24 protein-coding genes and 1 tRNA gene are annotated in these 24,204 nt (G+C 68.8%); 18 read left to right on the top strand and 7 right to left on the bottom strand.

Annotated elements, in window-relative coordinates; all coding sequences use genetic code 11:
- The first annotated feature begins 29 nt into the window (after positions 1-29).
- Positions 30-2,654, top strand: a complete 2,625-nt coding sequence (locus AC1DXJ_RS19775) for a penicillin acylase family protein (RefSeq protein ID WP_477637805.1) — start codon at positions 30-32, stop codon at positions 2,652-2,654.
- Between the two features lie 2 nt (positions 2,655-2,656).
- Here AC1DXJ_RS19775 and AC1DXJ_RS19770 read toward each other — a convergent pair whose 3' ends face one another.
- Complete coding sequence (locus AC1DXJ_RS19770) at positions 2,657-3,283, bottom strand: 5-formyltetrahydrofolate cyclo-ligase (RefSeq protein WP_477637804.1); 627 nt, start codon at positions 3,281-3,283, stop codon at positions 2,657-2,659.
- A 29-nt stretch (positions 3,284-3,312) separates the two neighbouring features.
- Between AC1DXJ_RS19770 and AC1DXJ_RS19765 the strand changes: the two genes are divergently transcribed.
- From AC1DXJ_RS19765 to AC1DXJ_RS19740, 6 genes are read left to right on the top strand one after another with little or no spacing between them, the layout of a single operon-like run.
- A complete protein-coding gene (locus AC1DXJ_RS19765; protein ID WP_477637803.1) occupies positions 3,313-4,740 on the top strand; it encodes a UTP--glucose-1-phosphate uridylyltransferase in 1,428 nt (475 codons plus the stop codon).
- Entirely contained in the window at positions 4,737-5,957 is a 1,221-nt protein-coding gene (gene glp, locus AC1DXJ_RS19760) for a molybdotransferase-like divisome protein Glp (protein ID WP_477637802.1), read from the top strand. Before AC1DXJ_RS19765 ends, glp begins: the two co-directional genes overlap by 4 nt.
- Positions 5,954-6,457, top strand: coding sequence for a cyclic pyranopterin monophosphate synthase MoaC (gene moaC / locus AC1DXJ_RS19755; RefSeq protein ID WP_477637801.1), 504 nt, complete (start codon positions 5,954-5,956; stop codon positions 6,455-6,457). Before glp ends, moaC begins: the two co-directional genes overlap by 4 nt.
- On the top strand, positions 6,454-6,927 hold the full coding sequence (locus AC1DXJ_RS19750; RefSeq protein ID WP_477616032.1) for a MogA/MoaB family molybdenum cofactor biosynthesis protein: 474 nt from the start codon (positions 6,454-6,456) through the stop codon (positions 6,925-6,927). Before moaC ends, AC1DXJ_RS19750 begins: the two co-directional genes overlap by 4 nt.
- Complete coding sequence (locus AC1DXJ_RS19745) at positions 6,927-7,589, top strand: GNAT family N-acetyltransferase (RefSeq protein ID WP_477616031.1); 663 nt, start codon at positions 6,927-6,929, stop codon at positions 7,587-7,589. Before AC1DXJ_RS19750 ends, AC1DXJ_RS19745 begins: the two co-directional genes overlap by 1 nt.
- Before the next feature lie 10 nt (positions 7,590-7,599).
- Positions 7,600-8,517: a hypothetical protein gene (locus tag AC1DXJ_RS19740; RefSeq protein WP_477637800.1), complete on the top strand. Its 918-nt coding sequence runs from the start codon at positions 7,600-7,602 to the stop codon at positions 8,515-8,517.
- Positions 8,518-8,590: 73 nt separating this feature from the next.
- Here the strand turns inward: AC1DXJ_RS19740 and AC1DXJ_RS19735 are convergent, their stop codons facing one another.
- On the bottom strand, positions 8,591-9,028 hold the full coding sequence (locus AC1DXJ_RS19735; RefSeq protein ID WP_477637799.1) for a DUF2231 domain-containing protein: 438 nt from the start codon (positions 9,026-9,028) through the stop codon (positions 8,591-8,593).
- A gap of 130 nt (positions 9,029-9,158) precedes the next feature.
- On the opposite strand from AC1DXJ_RS19735, the gene AC1DXJ_RS19730 reads away from it, so the two are divergent.
- The 3 genes from AC1DXJ_RS19730 to AC1DXJ_RS19720 all read left to right on the top strand — a co-directional run bounded on the left by AC1DXJ_RS19730 (position 9,159) and on the right by AC1DXJ_RS19720 (position 10,670).
- Positions 9,159-9,671 carry a sigma-70 family RNA polymerase sigma factor gene (locus AC1DXJ_RS19730; protein ID WP_477637798.1) on the top strand — a complete coding sequence of 171 codons (513 nt, stop codon included), beginning with the start codon at positions 9,159-9,161 and terminating at the stop codon, positions 9,669-9,671.
- On the top strand, positions 9,668-10,537 hold the full coding sequence (locus AC1DXJ_RS19725; RefSeq protein ID WP_477637797.1) for an anti-sigma factor family protein: 870 nt from the start codon (positions 9,668-9,670) through the stop codon (positions 10,535-10,537). Before AC1DXJ_RS19730 ends, AC1DXJ_RS19725 begins: the two co-directional genes overlap by 4 nt.
- A gap of 60 nt (positions 10,538-10,597) precedes the next feature.
- Positions 10,598-10,670, top strand: a tRNA-Ala gene (locus tag AC1DXJ_RS19720).
- A 101-nt stretch (positions 10,671-10,771) separates the two neighbouring features.
- On the opposite strand, the gene AC1DXJ_RS19715 is transcribed toward AC1DXJ_RS19720, so the two are convergent.
- Positions 10,772-11,863 (bottom strand): LacI family DNA-binding transcriptional regulator, encoded by a 1,092-nt coding sequence (locus tag AC1DXJ_RS19715; RefSeq protein ID WP_477637796.1) that lies wholly within the window; start codon positions 11,861-11,863, stop codon positions 10,772-10,774.
- Positions 11,864-12,153: 290 nt separating this feature from the next.
- On the opposite strand from AC1DXJ_RS19715, the gene AC1DXJ_RS19710 reads away from it, so the two are divergent.
- The 7 genes from AC1DXJ_RS19710 (at position 12,154) to AC1DXJ_RS19680 (ending at position 19,080) form a co-directional block, all read left to right on the top strand.
- Positions 12,154-13,152, top strand: coding sequence for an SIS domain-containing protein (locus AC1DXJ_RS19710; protein WP_477637795.1), 999 nt, complete (start codon positions 12,154-12,156; stop codon positions 13,150-13,152).
- A gap of 2 nt (positions 13,153-13,154) precedes the next feature.
- Positions 13,155-14,180 carry an SIS domain-containing protein gene (locus AC1DXJ_RS19705; protein ID WP_477637794.1) on the top strand — a complete coding sequence of 342 codons (1,026 nt, stop codon included), beginning with the start codon at positions 13,155-13,157 and terminating at the stop codon, positions 14,178-14,180.
- Positions 14,181-14,191: 11 nt separating this feature from the next.
- Positions 14,192-15,046: a PfkB family carbohydrate kinase gene (locus AC1DXJ_RS19700; protein WP_477637793.1), complete on the top strand. Its 855-nt coding sequence runs from the start codon at positions 14,192-14,194 to the stop codon at positions 15,044-15,046.
- Positions 15,043-16,398, top strand: a complete 1,356-nt coding sequence (locus tag AC1DXJ_RS19695) for an ABC transporter substrate-binding protein (RefSeq protein ID WP_477637792.1) — start codon at positions 15,043-15,045, stop codon at positions 16,396-16,398. Before AC1DXJ_RS19700 ends, AC1DXJ_RS19695 begins: the two co-directional genes overlap by 4 nt.
- Before the next feature lie 128 nt (positions 16,399-16,526).
- Entirely contained in the window at positions 16,527-17,414 is an 888-nt protein-coding gene (locus tag AC1DXJ_RS19690; RefSeq protein ID WP_477616017.1) for a carbohydrate ABC transporter permease, read from the top strand.
- The gene (locus AC1DXJ_RS19685) at positions 17,414-18,364 is read left to right on the top strand and encodes a carbohydrate ABC transporter permease (protein WP_477637791.1); all 951 of its coding nucleotides are present in this window, start codon (positions 17,414-17,416) and stop codon (positions 18,362-18,364) included. The genes AC1DXJ_RS19690 and AC1DXJ_RS19685 overlap by 1 nt, the downstream gene beginning before the upstream one ends.
- Positions 18,365-18,399: 35 nt before the next feature.
- A complete protein-coding gene (locus tag AC1DXJ_RS19680; protein WP_477637790.1) occupies positions 18,400-19,080 on the top strand; it encodes an HAD family hydrolase in 681 nt (226 codons plus the stop codon).
- Here AC1DXJ_RS19680 and AC1DXJ_RS19675 read toward each other — a convergent pair.
- The 3 genes from AC1DXJ_RS19675 to AC1DXJ_RS19665 all read right to left on the bottom strand — a co-directional run bounded on the left by AC1DXJ_RS19675 (position 19,077) and on the right by AC1DXJ_RS19665 (position 21,694).
- On the bottom strand, positions 19,077-19,253 hold the full coding sequence (locus AC1DXJ_RS19675) for a hypothetical protein (RefSeq protein WP_477637789.1): 177 nt from the start codon (positions 19,251-19,253) through the stop codon (positions 19,077-19,079). The two genes, AC1DXJ_RS19680 and AC1DXJ_RS19675, sit on opposite strands and share 4 nt — an antisense overlap.
- A gap of 164 nt (positions 19,254-19,417) precedes the next feature.
- Positions 19,418-19,702 (bottom strand): TraR/DksA family transcriptional regulator, encoded by a 285-nt coding sequence (locus AC1DXJ_RS19670; protein WP_477637788.1) that lies wholly within the window; start codon positions 19,700-19,702, stop codon positions 19,418-19,420.
- A gap of 237 nt (positions 19,703-19,939) precedes the next feature.
- A complete protein-coding gene (locus tag AC1DXJ_RS19665) occupies positions 19,940-21,694 on the bottom strand; it encodes a hypothetical protein (RefSeq protein WP_477637787.1) in 1,755 nt (584 codons plus the stop codon).
- 626 nt (positions 21,695-22,320) lie between these two features.
- On the opposite strand from AC1DXJ_RS19665, the gene AC1DXJ_RS19660 reads away from it, so the two are divergent.
- Complete coding sequence (locus AC1DXJ_RS19660; RefSeq protein ID WP_477633006.1) at positions 22,321-22,878, top strand: NYN domain-containing protein; 558 nt, start codon at positions 22,321-22,323, stop codon at positions 22,876-22,878.
- Positions 22,879-23,052: 174 nt separating this feature from the next.
- Here the strand turns inward: AC1DXJ_RS19660 and AC1DXJ_RS19655 are convergent, their stop codons facing one another.
- On the bottom strand, positions 23,053-23,991 hold the full coding sequence (locus AC1DXJ_RS19655; protein ID WP_477637786.1) for an acyl-ACP desaturase: 939 nt from the start codon (positions 23,989-23,991) through the stop codon (positions 23,053-23,055).
- Positions 23,992-24,204: the final 213 nt, after the last annotated feature.

Raw genomic sequence — 24,204 nt, 5'->3', positions numbered from 1 at the left:
CCTCGGTGTGGTGCGGATAGTCTCGCAGGGTGTCTCGCGCCCTTCTTGCCCGCCGCATTGCCGTGGCTGTGGCAGCCCTGCTCGTCGTCGTCATCGGAATTGTCGCGGTACTCGCGGTCACCTGGGTGCGTCGTCCGTTCCCCACGACCGAGGGCGAGATCAAGGTCCCTGGGCTGACCGGCAAGGTGAGCGTCCTGCGCGACGACCGCGGCATCCCGCAGATCTACGCCGACAGCGCCGACGACCTGTTCAAGGCACAGGGATTCGTCCACGCGCAGGACAGGTTCTTCGAGATGGACCTGCGCCGCCACATCACCGCCGGACGGCTCTCCGAGCTCGTCGGCCAGGCCGGTCTCAAGACCGACCTCGTGATCCGCACCCTCGGCTGGCGGCGGGTCGCCGAGGCCGAGCTGCCGACCCTCAAGCCCGAGACGCGCCGCTACCTGCAGGCCTACGCCGACGGGGTGAACGCCTACATCCACCGGCAGGGCAGCCCGTCGAACATGTCCCTCGAGTACGTCGTCCTCGGCCAGAAGGTCAACGACTACCGGGTCGAGGACTGGACACCGGCCGACTCCCTCGCGTGGCTCAAGGCGATGGCGTGGGACCTGCGCGGTGACTACAACGCGGAGCTGATGCGGGCGCGGCTCGCGGGCTCGATGTCCACGGCCCAGATCAACGAGCTGTTCCCGCCCTATCCCTACGACACCAACAAGCCGATCCTCTCCCCCCAGGACTGGTCACCCAGCAGCTCCTCGACGTCGGCGAGCTCGGCCGTCCCGGCCGGCGACCTCGCCAAGGAGACCAGCAAGGACGCACAGCGCGCGTATGCCGTGGTGCAGCGTGCGCTCGCGGCGGTCCCGGAGACCATGGGTCGCGGTGACGGGATCGGGTCCAACTCGTGGGTCGTCGGCGGGAGTCGCACGAGCACCGGGAAACCGTTGCTGGCCAACGATCCCCACCTCGGCGTCTCGATCCCCGGCATCTGGTACCAGGTCGGTCTGCACTGCCGGTCGGTCAGCAGCAGCTGTCCCTTCGACGTGGCCGGCTACTCGTTCTCGGGGCTGCCCGGTGTGGTCATCGGCCACAACCAGTCGATCGCGTGGGGCTTCACCAACCTCGGACCCGACGTGAGCGACTTCTTCCTCGAGCAGGTGCGGGGCAACACCTACCTGCGCGACGGCAAGCAGGTCCCGCTCACCATGCGCACCGAGACGATCAAGATCGGTGGCGGCGGTGAGCAGACCATCACGGTCCGCAGCACCGTCCACGGCCCGATCCTCTCCGACGCCCTCGAGAGCGTCGCGAGCGCCGGTGAGAGTCCACCTGTCAACGGGCGCCCGAGCCCGGGGTCCTACGAGGTCGCGCTGCAGTGGACCGGCATCGAGGTGAGCCAGACCGCCGATGCGATCTTCGGGCTCAACACCGCCCAGAACTTCGACCAGTTCCGCACTGCCGCAGAGCAGTTCGCCGTTCCCGCGCAGAACCTCCTCTACGCCGACACGGCCGGCAACATCGGCTACCAGGCGCCGGGGCGGATCCCGATCCGCAGCCGCTACATGGAGGCCGCCCCGGGTTACTGGATCAGGCCGGGCTGGGTGTCGTCGTGGGACTGGCAGGGCTACGTGCCATTCGACGCGATGCCCCACACCTACAACCCGTCCGAGGGTTTCATCGTCGCGGCCAACCAGGCCGTGACCGAGAGCGGAAACCCCTTCCTCACGACCGAGTGGGACTACGGCTTCCGGAGCCAGCGCATCCGCTCACTCCTGGAGAAGAACACCAAGGTCACCCCCGCCACCATGTCGTCGATCCAGGGCGACACCCGGAGCCAGTTCGCACCCACCCTGGTCAAGGCGCTGCTCAAGGTCGACCTGGGGCGCGACGACTTCACCAAGCAGGCACAGGAGCTGCTTCGTGGCTGGGACTACACGAACCCGGTGGGCAAGAGCGAGTCCGGCGCGGCTGCGGCCTACTACAACGCGGTCTGGTCGAGCCTGCTGGACCTGACGTTCGACGACGAGCTCCCGAAGGACCTGCGCGCCGATGGTGGCGACCAGTGGATGCAGGCGGTCTCGGTGCTGCTGAGCAAGCCGCGCTCCGCCTGGTGGGACGACAAGCGCACCCCCGGGGTCGCCGAGGGCCAGTCGGAGATCCTGCGCAAGGCGATGGTCAAGGCACGGCTCGACCTGACGATGGAGCTGGGCAAGGAGCCCGGGGAGTGGCAGTGGGGCCAGCTGCACCAGCTCACCCTGACGCACCAGGTGCTCGGCGGCGAGGACGTGCCCGGCATCGTGGCCAAGCTCTTCAACCGTGGACCCATGAACATGCCGGGGGGTTCGGCCATCGTGGACGCCAACGGCTGGAACGCCGCCTGCACCACGACCGAGCCACCCGAGGACTGCACGAAGGGCCAGGGCTACGGCGTCGACTGGGCGCCGTCGATGCGGATGGTGGTGGACCTGTCGAACCTGGACAAGTCGCGCTGGGTCAACCAGACCGGCAACAGCGGTCACGCCTTCGCCGACCACTACAACGACCAGACCGACGCCTGGGCCAAGAACGAGCTCTTCGACTGGCCGTTCAGCGAGAAGGCCGTCCGGGACGCCGGTGGCGACGAGCTGAGCCTGGTCCCCAGCGGCTCGTCGAGCTGAGCTCAGTCGCCCGACTGAGCCGACAGCGTGGGCAGGGCGCTCGAGGTCCCCGGCCCGACTTCGACGACCCCCGTCTCGGCCGTCATGACCGCGTGCACGCGGCGGTCGTGCGGCTCGCTCGGCAGGTCTTCGTCCAGCAGCTCCCACGGGTGGACCACGGCCACCAGGTGCGCGCTGGTCCGGGGAATCACCCGGTCGTAGCATCCCTTGCCCCGCCCGATCCGGGTCCCGAACCGGTCAACCCCCTGGGCCGGCAGGAACACCACGGCGGCCCGGCCGATGGCCTCCTTGCCGAGCGGCTGCTCCGCGCCCCGAGCTTCCTCCGCGCCCCCTGCCTCCTCGTTGCCCACCTGGCGCCAGTCCAGGTCCCAGTCCTCGAGGGTCACGGGCACCATCACCCGTATGCCGCGCGCGGACAGCGCCTCGATCATCGCCTCCGTGGGCGGCTCCAGCGGGGTGGCCTCGTAGGCGGCGACCCAGTCGCCGCGAACCAGCCCACCGGCATACACGAGCTCGAGGGCGGACAGGGCAAGCTCCTCCGCGTCGCGGGCGCGGTCGCGCCCGGGCACGCGTTCGCGGCGCAAGGCGCTCAGGCGCTGTCGCACGGCGGTCTTGGTGGACAGGGGCACCTCCAGATCGTCCCACTAGGCTGCCCGTCATGAGCAAGGAAGGGTTGGCGCAGGCGGTCGCACGCATGACCGAGCGGGGGGTCGACCCGATGGCGATCCACGTGTTCGAGGAGGCCTACGCCCAGCTCGAGGCGGGCCGGACCGGCCTGATCGCCGAGGACGACATCGAGCCCCTGCGCGACGTGACGACGCTCGAGAGCATCACCGTCGACGACGCCGACCCCGCCGACCCTGCCAACGGCGACGAGGTGGCCGAGGCGCTGTCCCGCACGGCCGTCATCAAGCTCAACGGTGGCCTGGGCACCAGCATGGGGCTGTCGGGTCCGAAGTCGGTGCTCGAGGTCCGCGATGGGCTGACCTTCCTCGACGTCGTGGCCCGGCAGGTGCTGGCTCTGCGCGAGCGGCACGGGGTCAAGGTCCCGCTGGTGCTGATGAACTCCTTCCGCACCCGGGACGAGTCCCTCGCGGCCCTGGCGGGCTACCCCGACCTCGCCATCGACGGGCTGCCGCTCGACTTCCTGCAGAATGCCGAGCCCAAGCTGCGGGTCGACGACCTCGCGCCGGTGTCGTGGCCCGACGACCCGGACCTCGAGTGGTGCCCTCCGGGGCACGGAGACGTCTATGTGGCCCTGGTGGCGAGCGGTGTGCTCGCAGCGTTGCGGGACAAGGGATTTCGCTACGCGTTCCTGTCCAACTCCGACAACCTCGGGGCCACGTGTGACCCCGCGATCCCGGCCTGGATGGCACGGGAGTCCATCCCCTACGTGTCCGAGGTGTGCGAGCGCACTGCCAACGACCGCAAGGGTGGCCACCTGGCCCTGCGTCGCAGCGACGGCAGGGTGGTGCTGCGCGAGAGCGCCATGGTGGCACCGGAGGACCAGGAGCACTTCCAGGACACCCAGAGGCACTCGCTCTTCCACGCCAACAACCTGTGGGTGGACCTCGACGCCCTCGACGCCCAGATGTCGGCCAGGGACGGCGTCCTCGGCCTGCCCATCATCGTCAACCGCAAGACTGTCGACCCGGGTCGCAAGGACTCGACCCCGGTGATCCAGGTCGAGTCGGCCATGGGGACCGCGATCGAGGTGTTCGACGGGTCGCGCGCCCTGCACGTCCCCAGGCGCCGGTTCCGACCGGTGAAGACGACCAACGAGCTGCTCATGCTGCGCTCGGACCTCTACGGCTTCGGTGACGGGTTCGACGTGGTGGCACAGTCGCCGCGACCCGACCCGCGGGTCGACCTCGACGACCACTACACGCTGATCCACGAGTTCGACTCCCGCTTCCCGGGCGGCGCCCCCTCCATGATCGAGTGCACGTCCCTCACGGTGCGCGGTGACGTGACCTTCGGCGCGGGGATCCGGTGTGTGGGCGACGTGGTGGTCGAGGCGGACGAGCCGCGCACCATTCCCGACGGCAGCACCCTCCCTCAGGCAGAAGGAGCGACCACCCCGTGATCAGCGTCGAAGAGCACCTGGACCGAATCCTGAGCACCGTCAGGGTGATCCGTCCGTTCGACCTCGGGGTTCTGGACGCCCAGGGCTGCATCCTCGCGGCCGACGTCGAGGCCCGTGGGTCGCTGCCGGGCTTCACCAACTCCGCGATGGACGGGTATGCCGTGCACGCCGCGGACATCGCGACCGCCAGTGCCGAGTCCCCGGTGGTCCTGCCCGTCGTCAACGACATCGCGGCGGGCAACACCAAGGCGTGGTCGCTGGCCACCGGCCAGACCATGCGGATCATGACCGGCGCTCCGATGCCCCACGGCGCAGACGCCGTCGTGCCGGTCGAGGCGACCGACGGTGGGGTGGTGCGGGTGGAGATCCGGGAGCGCCGTCCCGTGGGTTCGCACGTGCGCGAGGTCGGTGAGGACGTCGAGGCCGGCAACGTCGTCCTGCGCCGGGGCACCCTGCTCGGTCCCGGACAGATCGCCCTGCTGGCGGCGGCCGGGACGGCGCGCGTGCGGGTCGTCCCGCGGCCGAGGGTCGTCGTCATCTCGACCGGGGACGAGCTCGTCGAGGTGGGTCGGACTCCGGGTTTCGGCCAGATCGTCGACTCCAACTCGGTCATGCTGACCGCCGCCGTGACCGCTGTGGGCGCCACTCCGTTCCGGGTCGGCGGGGTCCCGGACGACGCCCGCACACTGATGGCGACCCTCGAGGGCCAGCTCGTCCGCGCCGACGTCATCATCACGACTGGCGGCGTCTCGATGGGAGCCTTCGACACCGTCAAGGAGGTCCTGTCCCGCGTCGGCACGATGCAGTTCGACAAGGTCGCGATGCGCCCCGGCATGCCCCAGGGCTTCGGGGTGCTCGGCGAGGAACAGGTCCCCGTGTTCACCCTGCCCGGCAACCCCGTGAGCGCACTGGTGTCCTTCCACGTGTTCGTCGCACCGGCGCTCCGGGCCATGGCCGGCCGCCCCGAACCGTCCTACCCGCCGGGCTACGTCCCCGCCGTGGCCGCCGAGCCGTTCGGCTCGGTCAAGGGCAAGATGGAGTTCGTGCGGGTGATCCTCGACGACGACCGGGCCCGACTGGCCGGTGGCCAGGGTTCGCACATGCTCGGTGCGCTCGCAGCGGCCGACGCGCTGGCTGTCATCCCCGAAGACGTCGTGGACGTCGCAGCGGGCGACGAGCTGATGTGCCTGCCACTGCTGGGCCGGGAGGGGATGTGAGCCTCGACCCCGCTGAGCGTCCGCGGCCTCCGGGGCTGACGCACGTGCGACCGGACGGGTCGGCGCACATGGTCGACGTCTCCGCCAAGGACGTGACTGCCCGAGAGGCCTCGGCAGCGGGTCGGGTCCTGCTGTCGCCCGAGGCGGTGGCCGCGCTCCGCGGCGGGAACGTGCCCAAGGGTGACGCGCTCGCGGTCGCGCGGATCGCCGGCATCCAGGCCGTCAAGCGCACGCCTGAGCTGATCCCGCTCGCCCACCCGATCGCGGTCCACGCGGTCGAGGTCGACCTGGCGGTGGCCGATGACGGCGTCGACATCGGCGCCACGGTCCGCACCGCCGACCGCACGGGCATCGAGATGGAGGCCCTGACCGCCGTCGCGGTCGCGGCCCTCGCCCTCGTCGACATGGTCAAGGCGGTCGACAAGCACGCCCGGATCACCGACATCCGCGTGACCGCCAAGTCCGGCGGCCGTTCCGGTGACTGGGTGGAGCAGCCGTGAACACGGCGGTCGTCATCACGTGCTCGACCCGCGCCGCTGGTGGCGTCTATCCCGACCGCGGCGGCCCTCTCATCGTCGAGGCGTTGCGGCAGTGGGGATTCGAGGTGGGCGACGCGGTGGTCGTGCCTGACGGCCCAGCCGTCGGTGAGGCGCTCGCGGAGGCCCTGGCCGGCATACCTGGGGTGATCGTCACCACGGGTGGCACGGGGCTGTCGCCAACGGACCGCACCCCCGAAGCGACACGGGCCGTGCTCGACCGCGAGGTGCCCGGGTTGGCCGAAGCCATCCGCGGCGCCGGGCTCGCGGGCGGCGTGCCGACGGCGGCCTTGTCGCGCGGCCTGGCGGGAGTCGCGGGCAGCACCCTGGTGGTCAACCTGCCCGGGTCGACCGGAGGGGTCCGCGACGGGCTGGGGGTGCTCGAAGCCGTGCTGCCGCACGCACTCTCGCAGATTCGCGGCGGCGACCACTGATGGCCGTCTGGCCCGTCGAGCTCCGGGGAAGGACCCCGGGCGGGGAGCAGCTGCTGCTCGACCCGCTGCGTCGTCGGGACCGGGCCGAGTGGACTGAGGTGCGCAGCCGGAACCGCGAGTGGTTGGGGCCCTGGGATGCCACCTCGCCCAGCCAGGAAGCGCACTACGTCTCGTTCGCCGGGCTGGTGCGGCACTACCGCACGGAGGCGCGGGCCGGGCGGATGCTGCCGCTCACGATCCGGCTCGAGGGTCGCATCGTGGGTCAGATGGTGTTGTTCGGCATCTCCTACGGGTCACTGCTGTCGCTCTCGGCGGGGTACTGGGTGGACGAGTCAGTCGCCGGCCGCGGCGTCGCCCCGGTGGCCCTGGCCCTCGCCGGCGACCACGCCCTGGGCGCCATGAAGCTGCACCGCATCGAGGTCAACATCCGCCCCGAGAACGCCAACAGCCTGGCCGTCGTGCGCAAGCTGGGCTTTCGCGACGAAGGGGTGCGGGCGGCATACCTGCACATCGACGGGGCCTGGCGCGACCACCGCACTTTCGCCCTGACGACCGAGGACCTGGGCGGACAATCCCTGCTCGAGCGATTGCACACCAACCACACCAGTCACATTGGCGACACACCGCCCCACGTCCCCGGTGCGCCCGCGCAAGAGACCTAGCCTCGTATCCGTGCAGCCCAGCAGTCTTGTCTTCCTCGTCATCATCGCGGTTTGGGCTGCCTATTTCGTGCAGTACTGGGTCCGTCGTCGCGAGCACCTCGCCACCGCGCGCTCGGTCGACCAGTTCTCCGAGTCGATGCGGGTCCTCGAGCGCCGCAGCCCACTGCCCGCGACCAACCTCTCGACGCCGCAACCGCGTTCGTATGCCGTGACGCCGGCGCGCGCCGCGCGTCCCCAGGTGCTCGTGAAGCGTGCCGAGACCGCCCACGTCGAGGTGCCGACGCCCTCGGAGGCCGAGCGGCCGACTCCCAGGACCAACCCCGCAGTGGCCCGGCGCAACCGGGCCCTGATCATGGTGGGCGCCTTGTCGACGGTCGTCGTGGCCGTGCCGCTCGTGGCGCTCTCGCTGCTCCCGCTGCTCACCCTCCTGGTGCCGCTGGTGTCCGTCGGCGGCGCCGTGGCCTGGGCCCGCTCCGCCGCGCAGGCCGAACGTCACTCCCGTGTCGCGTCCCGCCCCGCCCGTTCGGAGCGCTCTGAGCAGGTGCAGCGTCCGGTCCAGTCGCGACCGATGGCTTCCCACACGGTTGACGCCGTCGAGGTCGCCGTTGAGGTCGAGGCGGTCGTCGACGCCGAGCCCGTCGCAGCGCAGCCGGCCAAGCCGGAGCTGTTCGACTTCCAGGGAGGCGCTGTGGAGGTGGCCGCGCCCGCCGCGGTCACGCCCGAAACCGTGCGCGTCCCGGCCCGTCCGCTCGTGGACGAGGACGACATCCCGCTGACCTGGGATCCCGTGCCCGTGCCGCGTCCGACCTACACGATGAAGTCCCGCGTGACCCGTCCCGCCCCCACGTCCGCCGACCTGGTGGGCGACGCGGACACCGAGTACGCGGCATACGAGGACCTCCCCGAGCGCCGGGTCGCCGGCGCCTGACCCGCGCGTCGCATGACCTTCGCGTCGCCAGACCTTCGCGTCGCCAGAGGCGGCGCGGTGGGGGACGGGTGGACTACCTGTTGCCCCACACCGCCTGCGCGCCCGAGTCACCGGTGAGGACCACCATGGTCCCGGTGCCCACGGCGCTGGCGACCACGAGGACGCCCAGCAGGGCCCGCGGCACCGTGGCCGTGCCACGACGCAGGTAGAGCCACTGGGCGAGCGTCGTCACCGCGAGGGCCGCGGCCCAGGGGAGCACCTTGTCGCCGTAGTTCTCGTGCTCCTTGAGGAAGGGCGGTTTGCCGAGCTTGGCGGCGAGGTCGTTGCCGGCCCGGGTCGTGACGGGCACGGCGAGTGCGCCGATCACGGCTCCGAGGGGGACCAGGAAGGTCAGCTTCCGCTGGGCGGCGGGCCAGGCGCTCACGAGCACCGCGGCGGCGGAGGTCAGCGGCAGGAGCACGACGACGAGGTGCACGAGCAGGACGTGGGCCGGAAGTCCGTTGATCTCCATGACCGAGGAACGTAGCCGAGCCCCCCGGGGTTCACGCGCTGAACCACGCGCGTCGCTGTCTCGTCCTTTACGGCGAGTCCCCGGTGCGGGGAGGATCGGTGGTGTCGACTGGGCGGGAGGAATGCCGGACGTGGCGACGAGTCAGCGGGAAGTGGCTCTGCAGGGCCTGCACGACCGCCATGCGTCAGAGCTCTGGCGTTTCGCGCTGCGGCTGACCCGGGACCCACAGGTCGCCGAGGACGTCGTGCAGGAGTCGTTGCTGCGGGCCTGGCGCGACCCCGGGCTCGGCACCCGCTCGGAACAACAGGCGCGAGCCTGGCTGTTCACGGTGGTCCGCAACCTGGTGGTGGACCGCTGGCGCAGTGCCGCGTCACGGCACGAGGTCGCGGGAATCGACTTCGTCGAACCGGGCGTCGGCGACCGGTCCGGTGAGGTCCTGGACCGCTGGCTGCTCACCGATGCGCTCTCCTCCGTCTCGCGCGAGCACCGGCAGGTCATCGCTGCCGCCTACTACGAAGGGAGAACCGTGGCCGAGATCGCGGCCGAGCTGAGGGTGCCGGAGGGGACCGTGAAGTCGCGGCTCCACTACGGGTTGCGCAGCCTGCGACTGGTCCTGCAGGAGAAAGGGGTGACCGGACGATGAGCGCCCCCGACGAGTACACCGACTGGGATGCCGCCTACGTGCTGGGCGCCCTGGCCGTGGCGGAGCGCCGCGAGTACGAAGAGCACCTCGCAGGGTGTCCCGCCTGCCGCGCCGCGGTCGCCGAGCTGGCCGGGCTGCCGGGCCTGCTCGCGCAGCTGCCACCCGGCGAGGTCCTCGCCATGGACCTTGGCGGCACGGGCGGTTCGGGCGGTGCCGCCGGCGTGGATGCCGATCGCGACGTCCTCAACCTCGAGCCATCGGCCTCGTTGATGCCCGCCCTCCCGACCCGTCCCACCGGACTCGGTCGCAGCACCTGGTTGGCTCCCGTGGCCGCCGCAGCGGCCGCCCTCCTCATCGGAGGCGTCGGCGGGTATGCCGCCTCGAACGCCTGGCGGGACGGCCCACCTTCCGGCGGCACCGGTTCGACGACCGCGTCGACCCTGCCCGGGGGCGTGGTGGCGGGGCGGTTGGCGTTCACGGCGGTCGAGCCGTCCCTGATGACGGCCGTCGTCGACGTCGTGCCCATCGCGAACGGCACCGAGCTGCGTGTCGAGTGCCAGTACGCCCGCCAGACGGGCAGTGCAGGGAGCACGACCGGCACCGGTAGCCCGAGCGGCACTCGGACCTCCGGGGGTTCAGGTGGTTCAGGAGGCGCTGCTAGTTCGGGTGGTGACTACCGCATCAACTACGCGATCTGGGTCGTGGACCGGGCCGGGCGAGCCACCGAGCTGCGGGACTGGACCGCACGGCCGGACCGGATCATGCACCCGGTCGGGGTGTCCACCCTTCCGGTGGCGCAGATCGCGGCCGTGGAGATCCGCCAGGTCGACACGGGTCACACGGTGATGCGAGCGAGCCTGACCTGAGCTGCGGTACGACCGTTTTCCGTCGCGCCCCGTGCTGGTGTTATTGTTTCGTCCGCATCAGGGGCTGTGGCGCAGTTGGTAGCGCGTCTCGTTCGCAATGAGAAGGCCAGGGGTTCGAATCCCCTCAGCTCCACCGAGTGGCACCCTGTCTGACCTGCGGAAACATCGCGGGATGGACAGGGTGTCCTGCTATGTGACCGTTCGGCGTGAGTCCCCCCACCCCGAGCCCGCCCCTCAGGACGAGGGCCAGGGTCCTACCGAGCCGCGTTCGATGAGCTCGGTCGGCAGCCGTCGATGCGCCACCGCGCCCCCTGCTCCCTCGATGCGTGACAACAGCAGGCGGCACGCCGCCACCCCGATCTCGTAGGTCGGCTGGGCGACGACAGTCAACGCGGGGCTGACCAGGTCAGCCCATTCGGTGTCGTCGAAGCCGAGCAGGGACACGTCCTCCGGGCAACGAATCCCTGCGCGCGCTATGGCGTGGAACGCCCCGAGCGACTGCATGGCGTCGAAGGCGAGGATCGCCGTGGGCCGGTCCTCCAGCGCGAGCAGTCTGGCCGTCTCAGCCTCCCCGTCCTCGCGTCGGTAGCCACCGGAGGAGATCAGCTCCGGTCGGATCGCAACACCTGCCGCCGTCATCGCGTCGCGGAACCCGGCGGCGCGGGCGCCCACAGTCGTCGCTGACGCCCGCTCGACGCCCTTCATGTCGGGACGCAGCATGCGTTCCAGCATCGCGTGCGTCCCACCCGTGAGGATCGCGATGTCGCGGTGGCCATGGGCCAGCAGGTGCTCGGTGGCAGTCCTCGCGGCCTTGCGGTTGTCGATGCCGACGGTGTCGGCCTGCAGGCCGGCCACGCTCCGGTCCAGCAGGACCACCGGTATGCCGGCCGCAATCACTTCGCTGAGATGTGACCTGTCGCCGCCGTCAGCCGGGCACACCACCAAGCCGTCAACTCGTCGCTCGGTCATCACCCTGACAGCGGTCTCCTCCTTGTCGAGCTCCTCGTCGGTGTTGGCCAGCAGCACCTCGAACCCCTGAGCCCGCGCCGTGTCGGCGATCCCGCGCAGTGAACGGCGGAAGAAGGGGTTCTCGATGTCTGACATCACGACGCCGAGGGTGCGCGTCGACCCGGTGATCATGCTGCGCGCGAGGCTGTTGGCTCGATAACCAAGCTGTTCCGCGGCGGCCAACACGCGTTCGCGGGTGCTCTCGCGCACGGAGCCGTAGCCGCCGAGCGCCCTGGCGGCGGTGGCAGTGGAGACTCCCGCTTCACGCGCGACATCTGGCACCGTGGCGATGCCGCGCGGTTCCACGCTCCTGCTCACAGTGCTCCTTCGAATGCGTGTCATACCAACGGTTTTGCGGCCTGTCGAGTCATCCGGTATGCCGGTCAGTCGCCGCAGGCGCGCGGGTCCCGGGTGACCGGTCCGCGGCTCACGACCGCCGACTTCCTGGCCTGACCTTAGCCGGTGTCGGACTGCCTTGACGCAGGGATCTGACCAATTTCCGGGAACCCTCTTGACAGGAGCCAAGCGGATTGAGAACGTTCTCACTCATCAGGTTGAGAACGTTATCAAAAGCGAGTCACTCTCGCGGATTGGAACCAGGAGCACCGATGACCGAAACCCTTCCCCTCAAGCCGATCGACGCCGACATCGTCGACAAGCTGACGGCCACCGTCGCGGAGCGCGAGGCGATCGCGACCGTGGTCCGCGACGTCGTGGAGCGCGGGCTGCGCAACGTGTACTTCGTCGGCGCCGGCGGCTCCATCATCTGCAGCTACCCGGCCCACTACCTGCTCCAGCAGAAGGCGTCCTTCCCGGCCTTCCAGGTCCAGAGCGACGAGCTGAACACCGCCGTCCCCGCACTCATGGGTCCCGGCTCACTGGTCGTGCTGGCGTCCTACACCGGCACGACCAAGGAGACGGTCGCCGCCGCCAAGACCGCCAAGGCCACGGGCGCGACGGTCATCGCCGCCGCCAAGCCCGGCAGCCCCCTCGCCGAGGCGGCTGACAGGGCGTTCACCGGCAAGAGCGACCTGTTCGAGCTGGTCGTCGCCTTCGAGCTGCTCGCCGCCACCGGCGCCGAGCTGGACACCGACGCCGTCGACCAGGCCCTTGCGGCTCTGCCCGCCGCCGTCCGGCACGCGGTCGAGCAGGCCGAGCCGGAGCTCGCCGACATCGCCGACGCGTTCAAGGACGAGCCGATCACGTACGTCCTGGGGTCCGGCCCCAGCTACGGCTGGGCCTACGGCCTGGCGATGTGCTTCCTTCAGGAGATGCAGTGGAAGCACGCGGCGGCGTTCAACTCCGGTGAGTTCTTCCAGGGCGCTTTCGAGATGGTCGACGACGACACCGCCGTCCTGCTGTGGGTCGGCGACGACGCCTCGCGGCCCATGGGGGAGCGGGCCAAGAGCTTCCTCGACCAGTACTGCAAGAAGGCGCAGTACGTCGACGTGCGCGACCTCGAGCTGCCCGGCATCCCCGAGTCCGTCCGAGGCGACGTCTCGCCGATCGTCGTGGGGGCGCTGGCCAACCGCCTCGCCCAGCACTACGAGTCGGTCCGCGGTCACGACCTCGAGACGCGTCGCTACATGTTCAAGGTCGAGTACTGAGCATGACCGCTGACCTGCTCAACTTCGACCCGGCACGGTATCTGCGCATCCAGACGGGTGCCGTTGGCCTTGCCGAGCAGATCGACGCAGTGGTGGCTGACGCGCTCGGCTCCGGCGTGACCAACGTGGTCTTCGCCGGAGCCGGCGGCGCGGGCATCCTCATGCAGCCCGCAGCCGCTCTGCTCCGCGACCGTTCGACCTTCCGCGCAGACGTCGTGCTGCCGGCCGAGCTCGTCCTGACGGGCTCGGCCACGGTGGGTCGTGACACCTTGGTGGTCATCCCGTCGCTGTCCGGAACCACCGCCGAGAGCATCGCGGCCCTCGAGTTCGTCAAGGCTGCCGGCGCACGGGTGCTGGTCCTCACCGGCCACCCCGACACCCCGCTGGGCACCAAGGCCGACGTCAGTCTCGTGAACTTCGCGGAGGACGACACCTCCTGCGAGTCGTTCTACCTCCAGTCGCTCCTGCTGTCGCTGTCGATCCTGGCGCGCACGGGCGTGCTCGAGGACCACGCAGCCGTCGTCGCCGAGCTGAGACGTCTGCCCGAGCTCCTCCTCGACGCCAAGGGCGCCTTCGAGCAGCGAGCGTCCGCGTTCGCCGAGGCGATCGCGGCCGACCCGTGGCACATCGTCACCGGGTCGGRCACCACGTGGCCCGAGGCCTTCTACTACGGCATGTGCATCCTCGAGGAGATGCAGTGGATCCGGACGCGCCCCGTGCACGCCTCGGACTTCTTCCACGGGACCCTCGAGCTCGTCGAGGCTGAGGTGAGCGTCATCCTCCTCAAGGGCGAGGACGCCACCCGGCCCCTGGCAGACCGGGTGGAGCGCTTCGTCTCGGGCCTCACCGAGAAGCTGCTCGTCCTCGACACGGCTGACGTGGAGCTGCCCGGGATCTCGCAGACCACGCGGGCCCTCGTGTCGCCGGTCATCCTGGCCGCCCTGCTCGAGCGGGTCAGCGCCCACCTCGAGGTGCTCCGTGACCACCCGCTGACGACCCGCCGCTACTACCGCCGCATGGCGTACTGAAGGACGGCCTCATGAACGTCACCCTGCTCACCCTCGGCGACAACGTCGTCGACCGGTACCTCGAACGGGGGGTGCTCTACCCCGGGGGTAACGCGGTCAACGTGGCCGTGCACGGGCGTCGGTGCGGCGCCGGCGCGGCATACATCGGTGCGGTTGGCACGGACCTGGCCGGGCGCGCCGTCCTGGACGCCCTGGTGGCCGAGGGGGTGGACACCTCGATGCTGAGGATCGTCGAGGGCCCGAACGCCTCGGCGGACGTGCGGGTCGTCGACGGGAACCGCGTCTTCGACCACGGGGACCCCGGGGTGTCGAGGTTCCTGCTGACGCCGGCGGACTTCGCTGCCGTCGCAGCGGCGACCATCGTGCACACCGGGGAGTGCTCCATGGTCGAGGGCCAGCTGGCCGACATCTCCGCCGCGGCGCCACGGCTCTCGTTCGACTTCTCCGAGCGCCCGCACGACTACATCGCGGAGTACGCACCGCTCGTCGACATCGCCATCCGCTCACTGCCCTTCGCCACTGTCGCCGAGGCCGTCGACGAGGCACGGCGCATCCGGGACTTCGGCCCGAGCCTCGTCGCGGTCACGATGGGCGCCGGCGGTGCGGTGGCACTCCAGGGCGAGCAGGTCATGCACGCCCAAGCACCAGCCACTCCCGTCGTCGACACCCTCGGAGCCGGGGACGCCTTCATCGGCCGGCTCCTCACCGGCCTCATCGCCGACACGCCGCTCCCGACGCTCCTGAGCGCCGCGACGGCATACGCCTCAAGCACCTGCGCCACCTTCGGCGCCTTCGGGTACGAGACCTCACTCGAGGGACTCACTGCACCGCTCAACCCCATCCACAAAGGAGTGGACCTCACATGAAGCACACCACGCGCAGCGCATCCTTCGCCGTGCTCGCCGCCGCGACCGCGGTGGCCCTGGCCGCCTGCGGCGCGCCCGGGACGGCCAACCCTGGTGCGGGAGGAGCCAGCAGCCAGAGCCTCACCGCACCAGCCGAGAAGTCGGGCACCATCACCATGGTCACCAAGTTCGCCGACCCCAAGTACGCCCCGTACTTCGAGAGCGTGACCAAGGCCTACGAACAGGCCAACCCCAAGGTCACCATCAAGCTCGAGCAGGTCGGCGACCAGCCCTACAAGGACAAGATCCGGGTGCTCTCGGCGTCCAAGCAGCTGCCCGACATCTACTTCTCGTGGGCCGGTGACTTCGCCAACAAGTTCGTCCGTGCCGGTCTGGCCGCCGACCTGACCTCGGTCATCGGGCCCGACACCGAGTGGGGCAAGACCTTCTCGCCGGCCGCCCTCAAGGCGTTCGAGACCAAGGGCAAGAACTTCGGTGTGCCGATCGACCTCGACGCGAAGTACCTGGCCTACAACAAGGCAGCCTTCACCAAGGCCGGGATCAGCGGCGCCCCCGCCTCCCTCGAGGAGCTCATCGGGGCCTGCGACAAGCTGAGGACGGCGGGCTACACGCCGATCGCCTTCGGCAACCAGTACGGCTGGCCCGCGATCCACTACATCACCCAGCTCAACGCGTACAACGTCGCACCAGCCACCCTCGCCAAGGACTACGACCCGGCCACGGGTGCGTTCACGGATCCCGGCTACGCCAAGGCGGTCGACCAGTTCAAGGACATCGTCACGCACTGCTCCAGCAAGGACGCCAACGGCGTCTCGCACGAGGCCGGGCAGGCGAACTTCCTCAACGGCAAGGCCGCCATGCACTACCTGGAGTCGGTCGAGTTCCAGGTGCTGACCGCCAAGGGCGGTGCCCCGAAGGAGCTGGCCGACAACTGGGACTTCATGCGGCTGCCCGCACCCCAGGGGGCGGCCGGTGACGTCGGAGCCCTGACGGGCGCACCGGACGGGTTCATGGTCAACGCCCAGAGCAAGAACGCGGCGCTCGCCGTCGACGTCCTCAAGTTCATGACCACCCAGCAGAATGCCGCGAAGCTCACGGCTGACATCGGCTGGCTGAGTCCCGTCCAGGGGTCGGCGACCTCGGCGAACTCGTTCCCGCAGCTCCAGTCAGCACTCGCCGACATCAGCAAGGCCAACCAGTTCGCGATCTGGCTCGACACGGTGACCAACGCGGAGGTGGCCAACGCCTACCTCTCCGGGATCGAGGGCGTCATCTCCGGCTCGAAGACGAGCAAGGACGTCATGACCGGCGTCCAGGAGGCCGCTGCCAAGGCCAAGAAGCAGGCTGGCTGACCTCACCCCCCAGGTGGGGCGGGCGGATCATGGGACCTGCCCGCCCCACTGACCGAGGACCACCCGGTCCGACCTCGACACGGTCGGTCAGCGTCGACCGACCAACGCCCACCCGAGGAGGGCATGACATGAGCACCACGTTGATGCGATGGCGGTCGCTGGCCTGGGTCCTGCCCGCGCTGGTCCTGCTGCTGGTCTTCGTCTACTACCCGATCGTCGACAACCTGCGGCTGAGCCTGTTCTCCTGGAACGCGTTCTCGGTAGCGCCGACCTTCGTCGGGCTCGACAACTACCGGACGGCGTTCCACGACCCGATCTTCTGGACGGCACTGAGGAACAACACGGTGTTCGCGATCGTGTCACTGGTCTTCCAGGTCGGGTTCTCGCTCGTCCTGGCGGCCCTGCTCGAGGAGTTCGTGCACGAACGACTGCGGGGCATCCTCCGCACGATCTACTTCATCCCCGCTGTCATCTCGATCACCGTCGCGGGCATTCTCTTCTCGTTCCTCTACAACCCCGAGATCGGGCTCGTGAACCGCCTGCTCGGAGCGGTGGGGCTCGAGAGCTGGCAGCACTCGTGGCTCGGGGAGCCCGCCACCGCCATGGGCAGCATCATCGCGATGAGCCAGTGGCAGTCCATCGGCTACACCGCGATCTTGTTCGTTGTCGGAATCCAGCGGATTCCCAAGGAGTTCCACGAGGCTGCGAAGGTCGATGGCGCTGGCCCGATCCGGAGATTCTTCTCGGTGACCGTGCCCATGGTCCGCGAGATGACGACGCTCATCATCATCCTCACCGTCTCCGGCGCCTTCCTCGTGTTCAACGAGGTGATGGTCATGACCGCAGGTGGGCCCTCGAACTCCAGCCAGGTGCTCGGCACCTGGCTCTACCGCAACGCGTTCCTCAACGACGACATGGGATATGCGTCCGCCATCGCCACGGTCATCTTCGTGATCACGCTCGCGATCGGCGCCGTCCAGATCGTCGTCAGCCGCCGACGGAGGATCCAATGGTGATGTCCGCCTCCAGCCCGACCCCGACCCCGACACCGACCCCGACCCCCACCCGCCGGAAGGCGGCGAGTCCGACCCCGGCCGTGTCGGCGAACACCCCGGCAGTGCGGAGGTCGACGCGGGCAGCTCGTCGCGTCGGTGCCCGCGCAACGCGCCTGGCTGTGTGGCTCGGGCTCGCACTGATCGTCGTCGCCGTCCTCTATCCCTTGCTGTGGATGGTCTTCAGCAGCTTCAAGAGCAACCAGGAGGTCTTCGCGAGCCCATGGGGCCTGCCGGGCGAGCTGCGCTGGGGCAACTTCGGCAGGGCCGGCAGCGCCGGGGTCGTGCGCTACTTCGTCAACAGCGTCCTGGTGACGTCCGCCTCGATCCTCACCACGGTTCTCCTGAGCGCCTGGGCTGCCTATGGGCTTGTGCGTCTGCGTGTCCCCTTTGGGGGGACGATCCTCGGGCTCCTGCTCGGCGGGCTCATGCTCGCGCCGACCGTGGCGCTCATCCCCCTCTTCGGCCTGCTGCAGCGGCTGCACATCTACGACAGCTACTGGGCACTCATCGTGCTCTACACCGCCTTCCGCATTCCCTTCACGACCTTCCTCATCCGGGCCTACATGATCGACATCCCCTCCGAGGTCGACGAGGCGGCCACGTTGGACGGATGCTCGCCCACCCAGGCGTTCTGGCAGGTCATCCTGCCGATGTGTCGACCGATCCTCGTCTCCGCGGCACTGTTGCAGGCGCTCTTCGCGTGGAACGAGTTCGTGTTCGCCCTGGTCTTCATCAGCACCGGAGACCTCAAGACGCTGCCGGTGGGGCTGATGGACATGCAGAGCCGGCTGCTCACCGACTGGCCGGTGCAGTTCGCCGGGCTGACCATGGCCGCGCTGCCCATGATCGTGCTGTTCCTCATCGGCCAGCGGCAGTTCCTGCGCGGGCTGACCGACGGCATCGGCAAGTAGCGCCCCGTACACCCCTCCGAGACTGAAAGGGCCGCGTGGCTGTGGACCTGGTGATCTTCGACTGTGACGGTGTCCTGGTCGACTCCGAGCCGATCGGGGCGCGGATAGGTGCCACGGTTCTGACCAGCCTGGGGTGGGAGCTCAGCGCCGACGAGGTGATGGAGCGGTTCCTGGGATGCTCGGAGGCGTACTTCCAGGCCGAGGTCGAGCGGGAGCTTGGTCGACCGCTCCCTCTCGGCTGGGACGACGAGTTCGAGCACCTCTACGACGCCGCCTACGCCACCGAGCTCGAACCGGTCGAGGGCATCGTCCCGCTGCTCGACGAGCTGACCGAGCGAGGCATCGCCACCTGTGTGGCCTCCAACGGCAGCCACGACAAGATGCGGCGCACGCTGGGCGCGACCGGACTGCACGAACGCTTCCAGGGGCGGATCTTCAGCGCACAGGACGTGCCACGCGGTAAGCCCGCACCGGACCTCTACCTCCACGTCGCCCGCACCATGGGAGTGGGGTCGAGCGGGTGCGTGGTGGTCGAGGACAGCCCGCCCGGCGTCGCAGCGGCCTGGGCAGCAGGCATGCACTGCATCGGGTATGCCGCCTTCACCCCGGCCGAGCGCCTGGCCGGTCCGGGGGTCACAGTGTGCTCGACCATGGCGCAGGTAGGGGATCAGCTGCTGCTCGCAGCACGCCTCGCCAGCCGCTCAAGTGGGGCCTAGCCGGAAACGGGCATGAACTCCGCGATGCTGCCGTAGGCACGCATGGCACGGATTCGTTCGCCGACGAGGTCGTAGGCGACGCAGTAGGGGATTCGGCCATCTCCCGTAGCAGCCGCGCCGCTGCCTTCGATGTAGGCGGCGCTCTCAGCGAAGACGAGTTGGGTCGTCTGCAAGTCCTGGAGTCGAGCGTGGAGGACGGTGATCGCGTCCTGAACTACCTCGGGTCAGCAGTCACTGCTCTCTCCATCGCTCCTCAAGATCGTCGGATTCTCCTGCCAAGTCTGTCCCTGGTCTCGAGATCGGCGGCCACCAAAGGACTCAGCTACCAGCGTCTCCCTCAACCTCTGATGGGCGTGGCGTGCTGAATGCAGGTTCGTGCGGTTGGCCTGGCGTCCAGCCGCGCGGCGGGAATGGGTTGGTGGCACACCTCACAGATCCCGTAGCTGCCCTGCTCTAGTTGGAGCATGGCGGCCTCGATGCCGGCGAGATGGTCCCGCGCCCCCTGAATGAGCGCCGCCAATTGTGAGCGTTCGTAGGCGATGGTTTGACCCTCGGGGTCGTGCTCGTCATCGGCGTTCGAGTCCGCGGATGCGGCGAAGAGGGATTCGAGATCCGTTGTCATGCTTGCAAGTCGGGCGCAGACTTCGTCCCGCTCCCCGCGCAATCGCTCAGCAGCGGCCCCAAGCTCAACCTCCGGCCTTGTGCCATCGGGGGCGCGTTCGACTGAGGAATCGTCAGGTGGGTGGCCCATCTCCACAGCCTCCCCCAACGAGTCATCCGACGCCATCGCCATCAGCGGTGGGTTGGAGCACCGCCCGAGTGGTGCAGTCGGATGTTGTGCCGCAGGGGCGCCCGGGTGTCAACAGCCGGGCAGCTTGAAGCTGGCGATCCGAGTCGTCCACCCGTTTCCGTTGGGTGCCGACGCCGCGCTGGCCGCGGTGTAGTACTCGTTGACGTACCAGAACGTGCAGTCGTCGACGGGGTCCACGGTCAGGTCGGAGTAGTCGCCCCAGCGCGAGTTGGCTGTGGTCTGGGCTGCGGTCCCGTTGACGATGGTGCCTTCGCCCAGTGGCATCTGGCCGAGCGGGTCAGCCGCCATCCGCCCGGTGTAGCGAATGCCAGGAAACACATTGGTGCCGTTGACCACGCTGTAGCCGAGCCCGAAGTTGCCGTTCCTGTCGGCCGCGATGCTCCCCATCCACCGGTGGACGCCGTCGGCGGGCGCGTAAGTGCCCTGCTGGCGCACGCTGTAGACGCCGTTGGTGCGCCGGATCTCATACCAGCGCACGCCGGCAACCCCCGGCATGGCCTCGACCGACTGGTTCGTCAGCAGTGACTCAGAGGTTCCGAGGTTGCGGTAGGCCAGCCGGAAGGTCGGCCGCTGTCGGTAGGACAGGATGTCGAGGTACTGCGCCGTGTTGGTGATGCCCGGCTGGGGGAGGCAGTCCCTGGAGCCGAAGCCACCGACACACGGGAAGTCCGAGTCGAACGAGGCGACAGGCAGCTGCGTCTTGAGGACCATCGACGCCGTCGGGGTCGAGCGCCACTTGACGTCGAACTCCCAGATGTTGAGCGCGTCGGAGGTCGCCCCATAGGGAGCGTTGTCGTCCTGGGTTCCTACGATCGGCGCGGGGGCATCGTTCTTGGGCTTGGCCTTTCCGTCCACGTCCGGTGGCAGCAGCCCGTCGCCGATCAGGTTGAGCGGCACGGCGCTGTCGGTCATCAGGAAGCTCACCGCACGCGCGCCTGGATCGCCCAGGATCATCTTGTTGCGCTCGAGCCCGTAGACGCCGATGCCGTAGATGCTCGGATCGAGAATGCCGAACTCGCGGGTGGTGATGATGTACGAGTCCTTCCACACGCCGTACTTGGGGTAGTCGGGGAAGTTGAACCCGGTGGTAAACGCGTAGCGGTAGTACGAGCCGGTCGGGTCAGGACTCGTCGAGACCGCAACGCAGTTGTAGAACTGGTTGAGCGGCTCGTCCGGGTAGTCGATCCCGCGCGTGGTGAACTGGGTCAGGATCCAGCGGTCGGCCACCTGGTCGTACATGACGACCGGGTCACCGGACGGCTCCGTGCACTCGTCGATCGGGAAGTTGTTCCACAACGTGCCGGTGTCCACGGGTCCCAGCAGCCGCGTGCCGTTCTTGGAGTAGACCGCGAAGACGAGGTTGACGATCTCCACGTAATGGTTCGGGCCGACCTCACCGTTGGGATCGGGTGGGTTGACCCTGCCGCCGAAGACGTTGAAGTTGTCCTGGTTGCTCAGACCTTCGAAGTTTGCCTGGGTGCCCGGGATGGCGAGGGCGCTGGGCGAGGCGTCGGACTGCAGCGCCCCGTCGGCCGCGCTGCCACGGGTGATGGCCGACCTCAGGTTCGGGTCTCGGCCCACCACGTCGGGCCGCGCTGCGCCGTGCTTGGCGGCCTTTGCCAGTTCACGAAGTGACGGCGACACGTCGAACGCCGCTGCGTTCGTGAACTTCGGCTTCAGCTTCTCGGGCGCCTTCACCGAGGCGGCCTGTGTCGTGGCCCCGGGCAATACCAGGGCCGCGACGAGCGCAGCCGGGACGAACAGCCATAGCGGCCGACGGACGAAGTGCGGAGCGGCGTTCATCGACGATCCTCCCGATCCAGCCTGCCAGCGCATCCTCCCGCGAAGGGATGACCCGCACCTCCAGCAAACTGCGTAGCTCTGGCCCACACTCGCGCTCACCGGTCTCGATGACGGTTCAATCGATCGCTGAACCCGTGCATCCGTCAGGCGCCCAGCCGACCACACCTTTGACTCGAGGGGTGGATCCTCGACCAGCGCCTCGCCGCAGCCAAAGCCGACCTGGCACTTCGAGGCTCACTTCCGAGCCAGGTAAGGGCTTACCCGCACTGACTGGCGCGTCGCCAACGGCTCGCCGACGTAACTCCGATTCCACTCACTTTCGACTCTTCGATGAGTTCTTCCGTCTCGCCCGCGAAGGTCGGGTCAACGCCAGGGGGATGCCCTCGCTCCCGATCACCGCGCGACTGGGTCTCGCTCACGACATGTACCTGGCGGGTCCGCCCGTGCCTCTGCATCGCACTGTCTTTCGGGTGCTAGCAACGACGGACAGACTGCTTCACCGTTCTGGCTCCTGAGCGGCCAGAACGCGGGGGTATGACTCGGGCTGCAGGACTCGTCCAGCTGTCTTATGAATGAATCATCGGATTGCCAAGCGCTAAGCCAACGGGCACCCGTAGCCTCGATCCATGCCCGAGGAACCTCGCCCGACGTACGTCCTCGTCGACGGGGAGAACATCGACGCCACCTTGGGCTCCATGTTGGGACGGCGTCCCCGCCCTGAGGAACGTCCTCGGTGGGAGCGTCTTCTGGAGTTCGCGCGGGAGCGATGGGGACATCCCGCGAACGGTTTGTTCTTCCTTGCCGCGAACGGCGAGCTTCCGATGGCCTTCGTGCAAGCCTTGCTTGCGATGGGTTATCGACCAATTGCGCTTTCAGGCGACAGTGCCGTGAAGGTTGTGGATGTCGCCATTCAGCGAACCCTTCGAGAACTTCGCAAGCGCGACGCGGATGTGCTCTTGGTCAGCAATGACGGGGATTTCGTCGAGCAAGTGCACGACCTGCTCGACGGCAGACGGGTGGGCGTCGTCGGCTTCGTCGAGTTCCGAAGTCTCGCATTCTCGGAACTGCGCGAGAAAGGGCTCGAAACCTTCGACCTGGAGTACGACGTACGGGCCTTCAACGAACGGATGCCACGCGTCCGCATCATCCCCATCGAAGAGTTCGACCCGACTCAATTCCTGTAGATCCCAGAGGAGCCGGTCTGCGATGCCAGTAGGCATCAGGGATCCGTCTCCGGACAGCTCGTCAGCAGCGCCCTAGTGTCGCCTGTCTCGCGACGAAAAGACCCACCTCCGGGGGGCCTGGTCGACATGCATGGACGCCATTGACCGTGGTTGCTCTGAGCACCCACAGCGACACTAGGCCCCCTGGCGGGCCGCCAGCTTCGCCGCACGCTCGTCGCGGCGGGCGACGAACCGGCCGGCCTCCTCATCGAGGGAGGCGACGGCGGCCGCGAGCTCCTCCCGGGCCTGCTCACCCGCGGCGTCCAGGCCCTCAAGGTCCCAGACGCCCCACTGACGCAGCATCGGGGCCACGATGTCGTCGTGGTGGATGCGCAGGTCGTAGATGCCAGCCATGGCCATCTGCACGGCTTTGCGTCCGAACCCGGGGATTATCGAGCCGGGCATCTGGAACGTCACGACCTCGTCGGTGATCGCCCGCATGGTTTGGCTCGGCGTCAGCTCCAGCGCCGCTTGGACGAGGTTCCGGTAGAAAATCATGTGGAGGTTCTCGTCCTTGGCGACCCGCGTGAGCAGCTTCTCGGCGATGGGCTCTTCCGTGTAGCGGCCCGTGTTCCTATGCGAGACACGGGTGGCCAGCTCCTGGAACGAGACGTAGGCGCAGAGGTTAAGCAGCTGCTTGTCGCCCGAGTCGTAACCGGTCTCCATCGTGTCCATCCGGGCCCGCTCGAGCTCGTTGGGGTCGACGCCTCGGGTGACGAGCAGGTAGTCACGGATGCAGAACGCGTGTCGCCCTTCTTCGGCGGTCCATCGGTTGACCCAGGTCCCCCACGCGCTGTCGCGGCCGAAGGCCTGGTCGATCACCCGGTGGTAGCTGGGCAGGTTGTCCTCGGTGAGGAGGTTGACCTCCAGCGCCGTCCGGGCGATCGGCGAGAGCTGCGACTGGTCCGGCGACCACGGGTCGCCGCCAAGCTCGGCGAAGTCGCGGCCGCGCGACCACGGGACGTACTCGTGCGGCATCCAGTCCTGAGCGGCTTCGAGGTGACGGTTGAGGTTCTCCTCGACGGTCGGCTCGAGGGCGGCGAGCAACTGGGCGCTGTCGAGTGCGGCGGCCACGGGGTCCTCCTCGTTGACGAGCGCGCAGGTCGCGCCCACCCCTGCTTACACCCTCCGAGCTCGCCGATACACAGTTGTGAGCAGGCCGTGATGGCCGAACGCCCAAATTCGTCAGTCGGTGGACGGCGGGACGAGCGCCTGGCAGCTTTAGATCGATGCGGGCGAAGTCGTCGGACGTCGCGTTGAGCGCTTCCACGGGCATGCCAGCCCAGC

The sequence above is a fragment of the Pedococcus sp. P2_D9 genome, assembly GCF_056404275.1.
Note: the sequence above shows the minus strand (reverse complement) of the source record. Positions and strands in the feature narration are given on the sequence as shown.

What these genes read in the sequence shown, in the direction of transcription:
- AC1DXJ_RS19765 (WP_477637803.1), top strand. Translation starts at nt 3,313, where the DNA reads ATGAGCAAGGAAGGGTTGGCGCAGGCGGTCGCACGCATGACCGAGCGG.
- AC1DXJ_RS19745 (WP_477616031.1), top strand. Translation starts at nt 6,927, where the DNA reads ATGGCCGTCTGGCCCGTCGAGCTCCGGGGAAGGACCCCGGGCGGGGAG.
- AC1DXJ_RS19735 (WP_477637799.1), bottom strand. Translation starts at nt 9,028, where the DNA reads ATGGAGATCAACGGACTTCCGGCCCACGTCCTGCTCGTGCACCTCGTC.
- AC1DXJ_RS19725 (WP_477637797.1), top strand. Translation starts at nt 9,668, where the DNA reads ATGAGCGCCCCCGACGAGTACACCGACTGGGATGCCGCCTACGTGCTG.
- AC1DXJ_RS19710 (WP_477637795.1), top strand. Translation starts at nt 12,154, where the DNA reads ATGACCGAAACCCTTCCCCTCAAGCCGATCGACGCCGACATCGTCGAC.
- AC1DXJ_RS19700 (WP_477637793.1), top strand. Translation starts at nt 14,192, where the DNA reads ATGAACGTCACCCTGCTCACCCTCGGCGACAACGTCGTCGACCGGTAC.
- AC1DXJ_RS19695 (WP_477637792.1), top strand. Translation starts at nt 15,043, where the DNA reads ATGAAGCACACCACGCGCAGCGCATCCTTCGCCGTGCTCGCCGCCGCG.
- AC1DXJ_RS19690 (WP_477616017.1), top strand. Translation starts at nt 16,527, where the DNA reads ATGAGCACCACGTTGATGCGATGGCGGTCGCTGGCCTGGGTCCTGCCC.
- AC1DXJ_RS19685 (WP_477637791.1), top strand. Translation starts at nt 17,414, where the DNA reads ATGTCCGCCTCCAGCCCGACCCCGACCCCGACACCGACCCCGACCCCC.
- AC1DXJ_RS19670 (WP_477637788.1), bottom strand. Translation starts at nt 19,702, where the DNA reads ATGACAACGGATCTCGAATCCCTCTTCGCCGCATCCGCGGACTCGAAC.
- AC1DXJ_RS19665 (WP_477637787.1), bottom strand. Translation starts at nt 21,694, where the DNA reads ATGAACGCCGCTCCGCACTTCGTCCGTCGGCCGCTATGGCTGTTCGTC.
- AC1DXJ_RS19660 (WP_477633006.1), top strand. Translation starts at nt 22,321, where the DNA reads ATGCCCGAGGAACCTCGCCCGACGTACGTCCTCGTCGACGGGGAGAAC.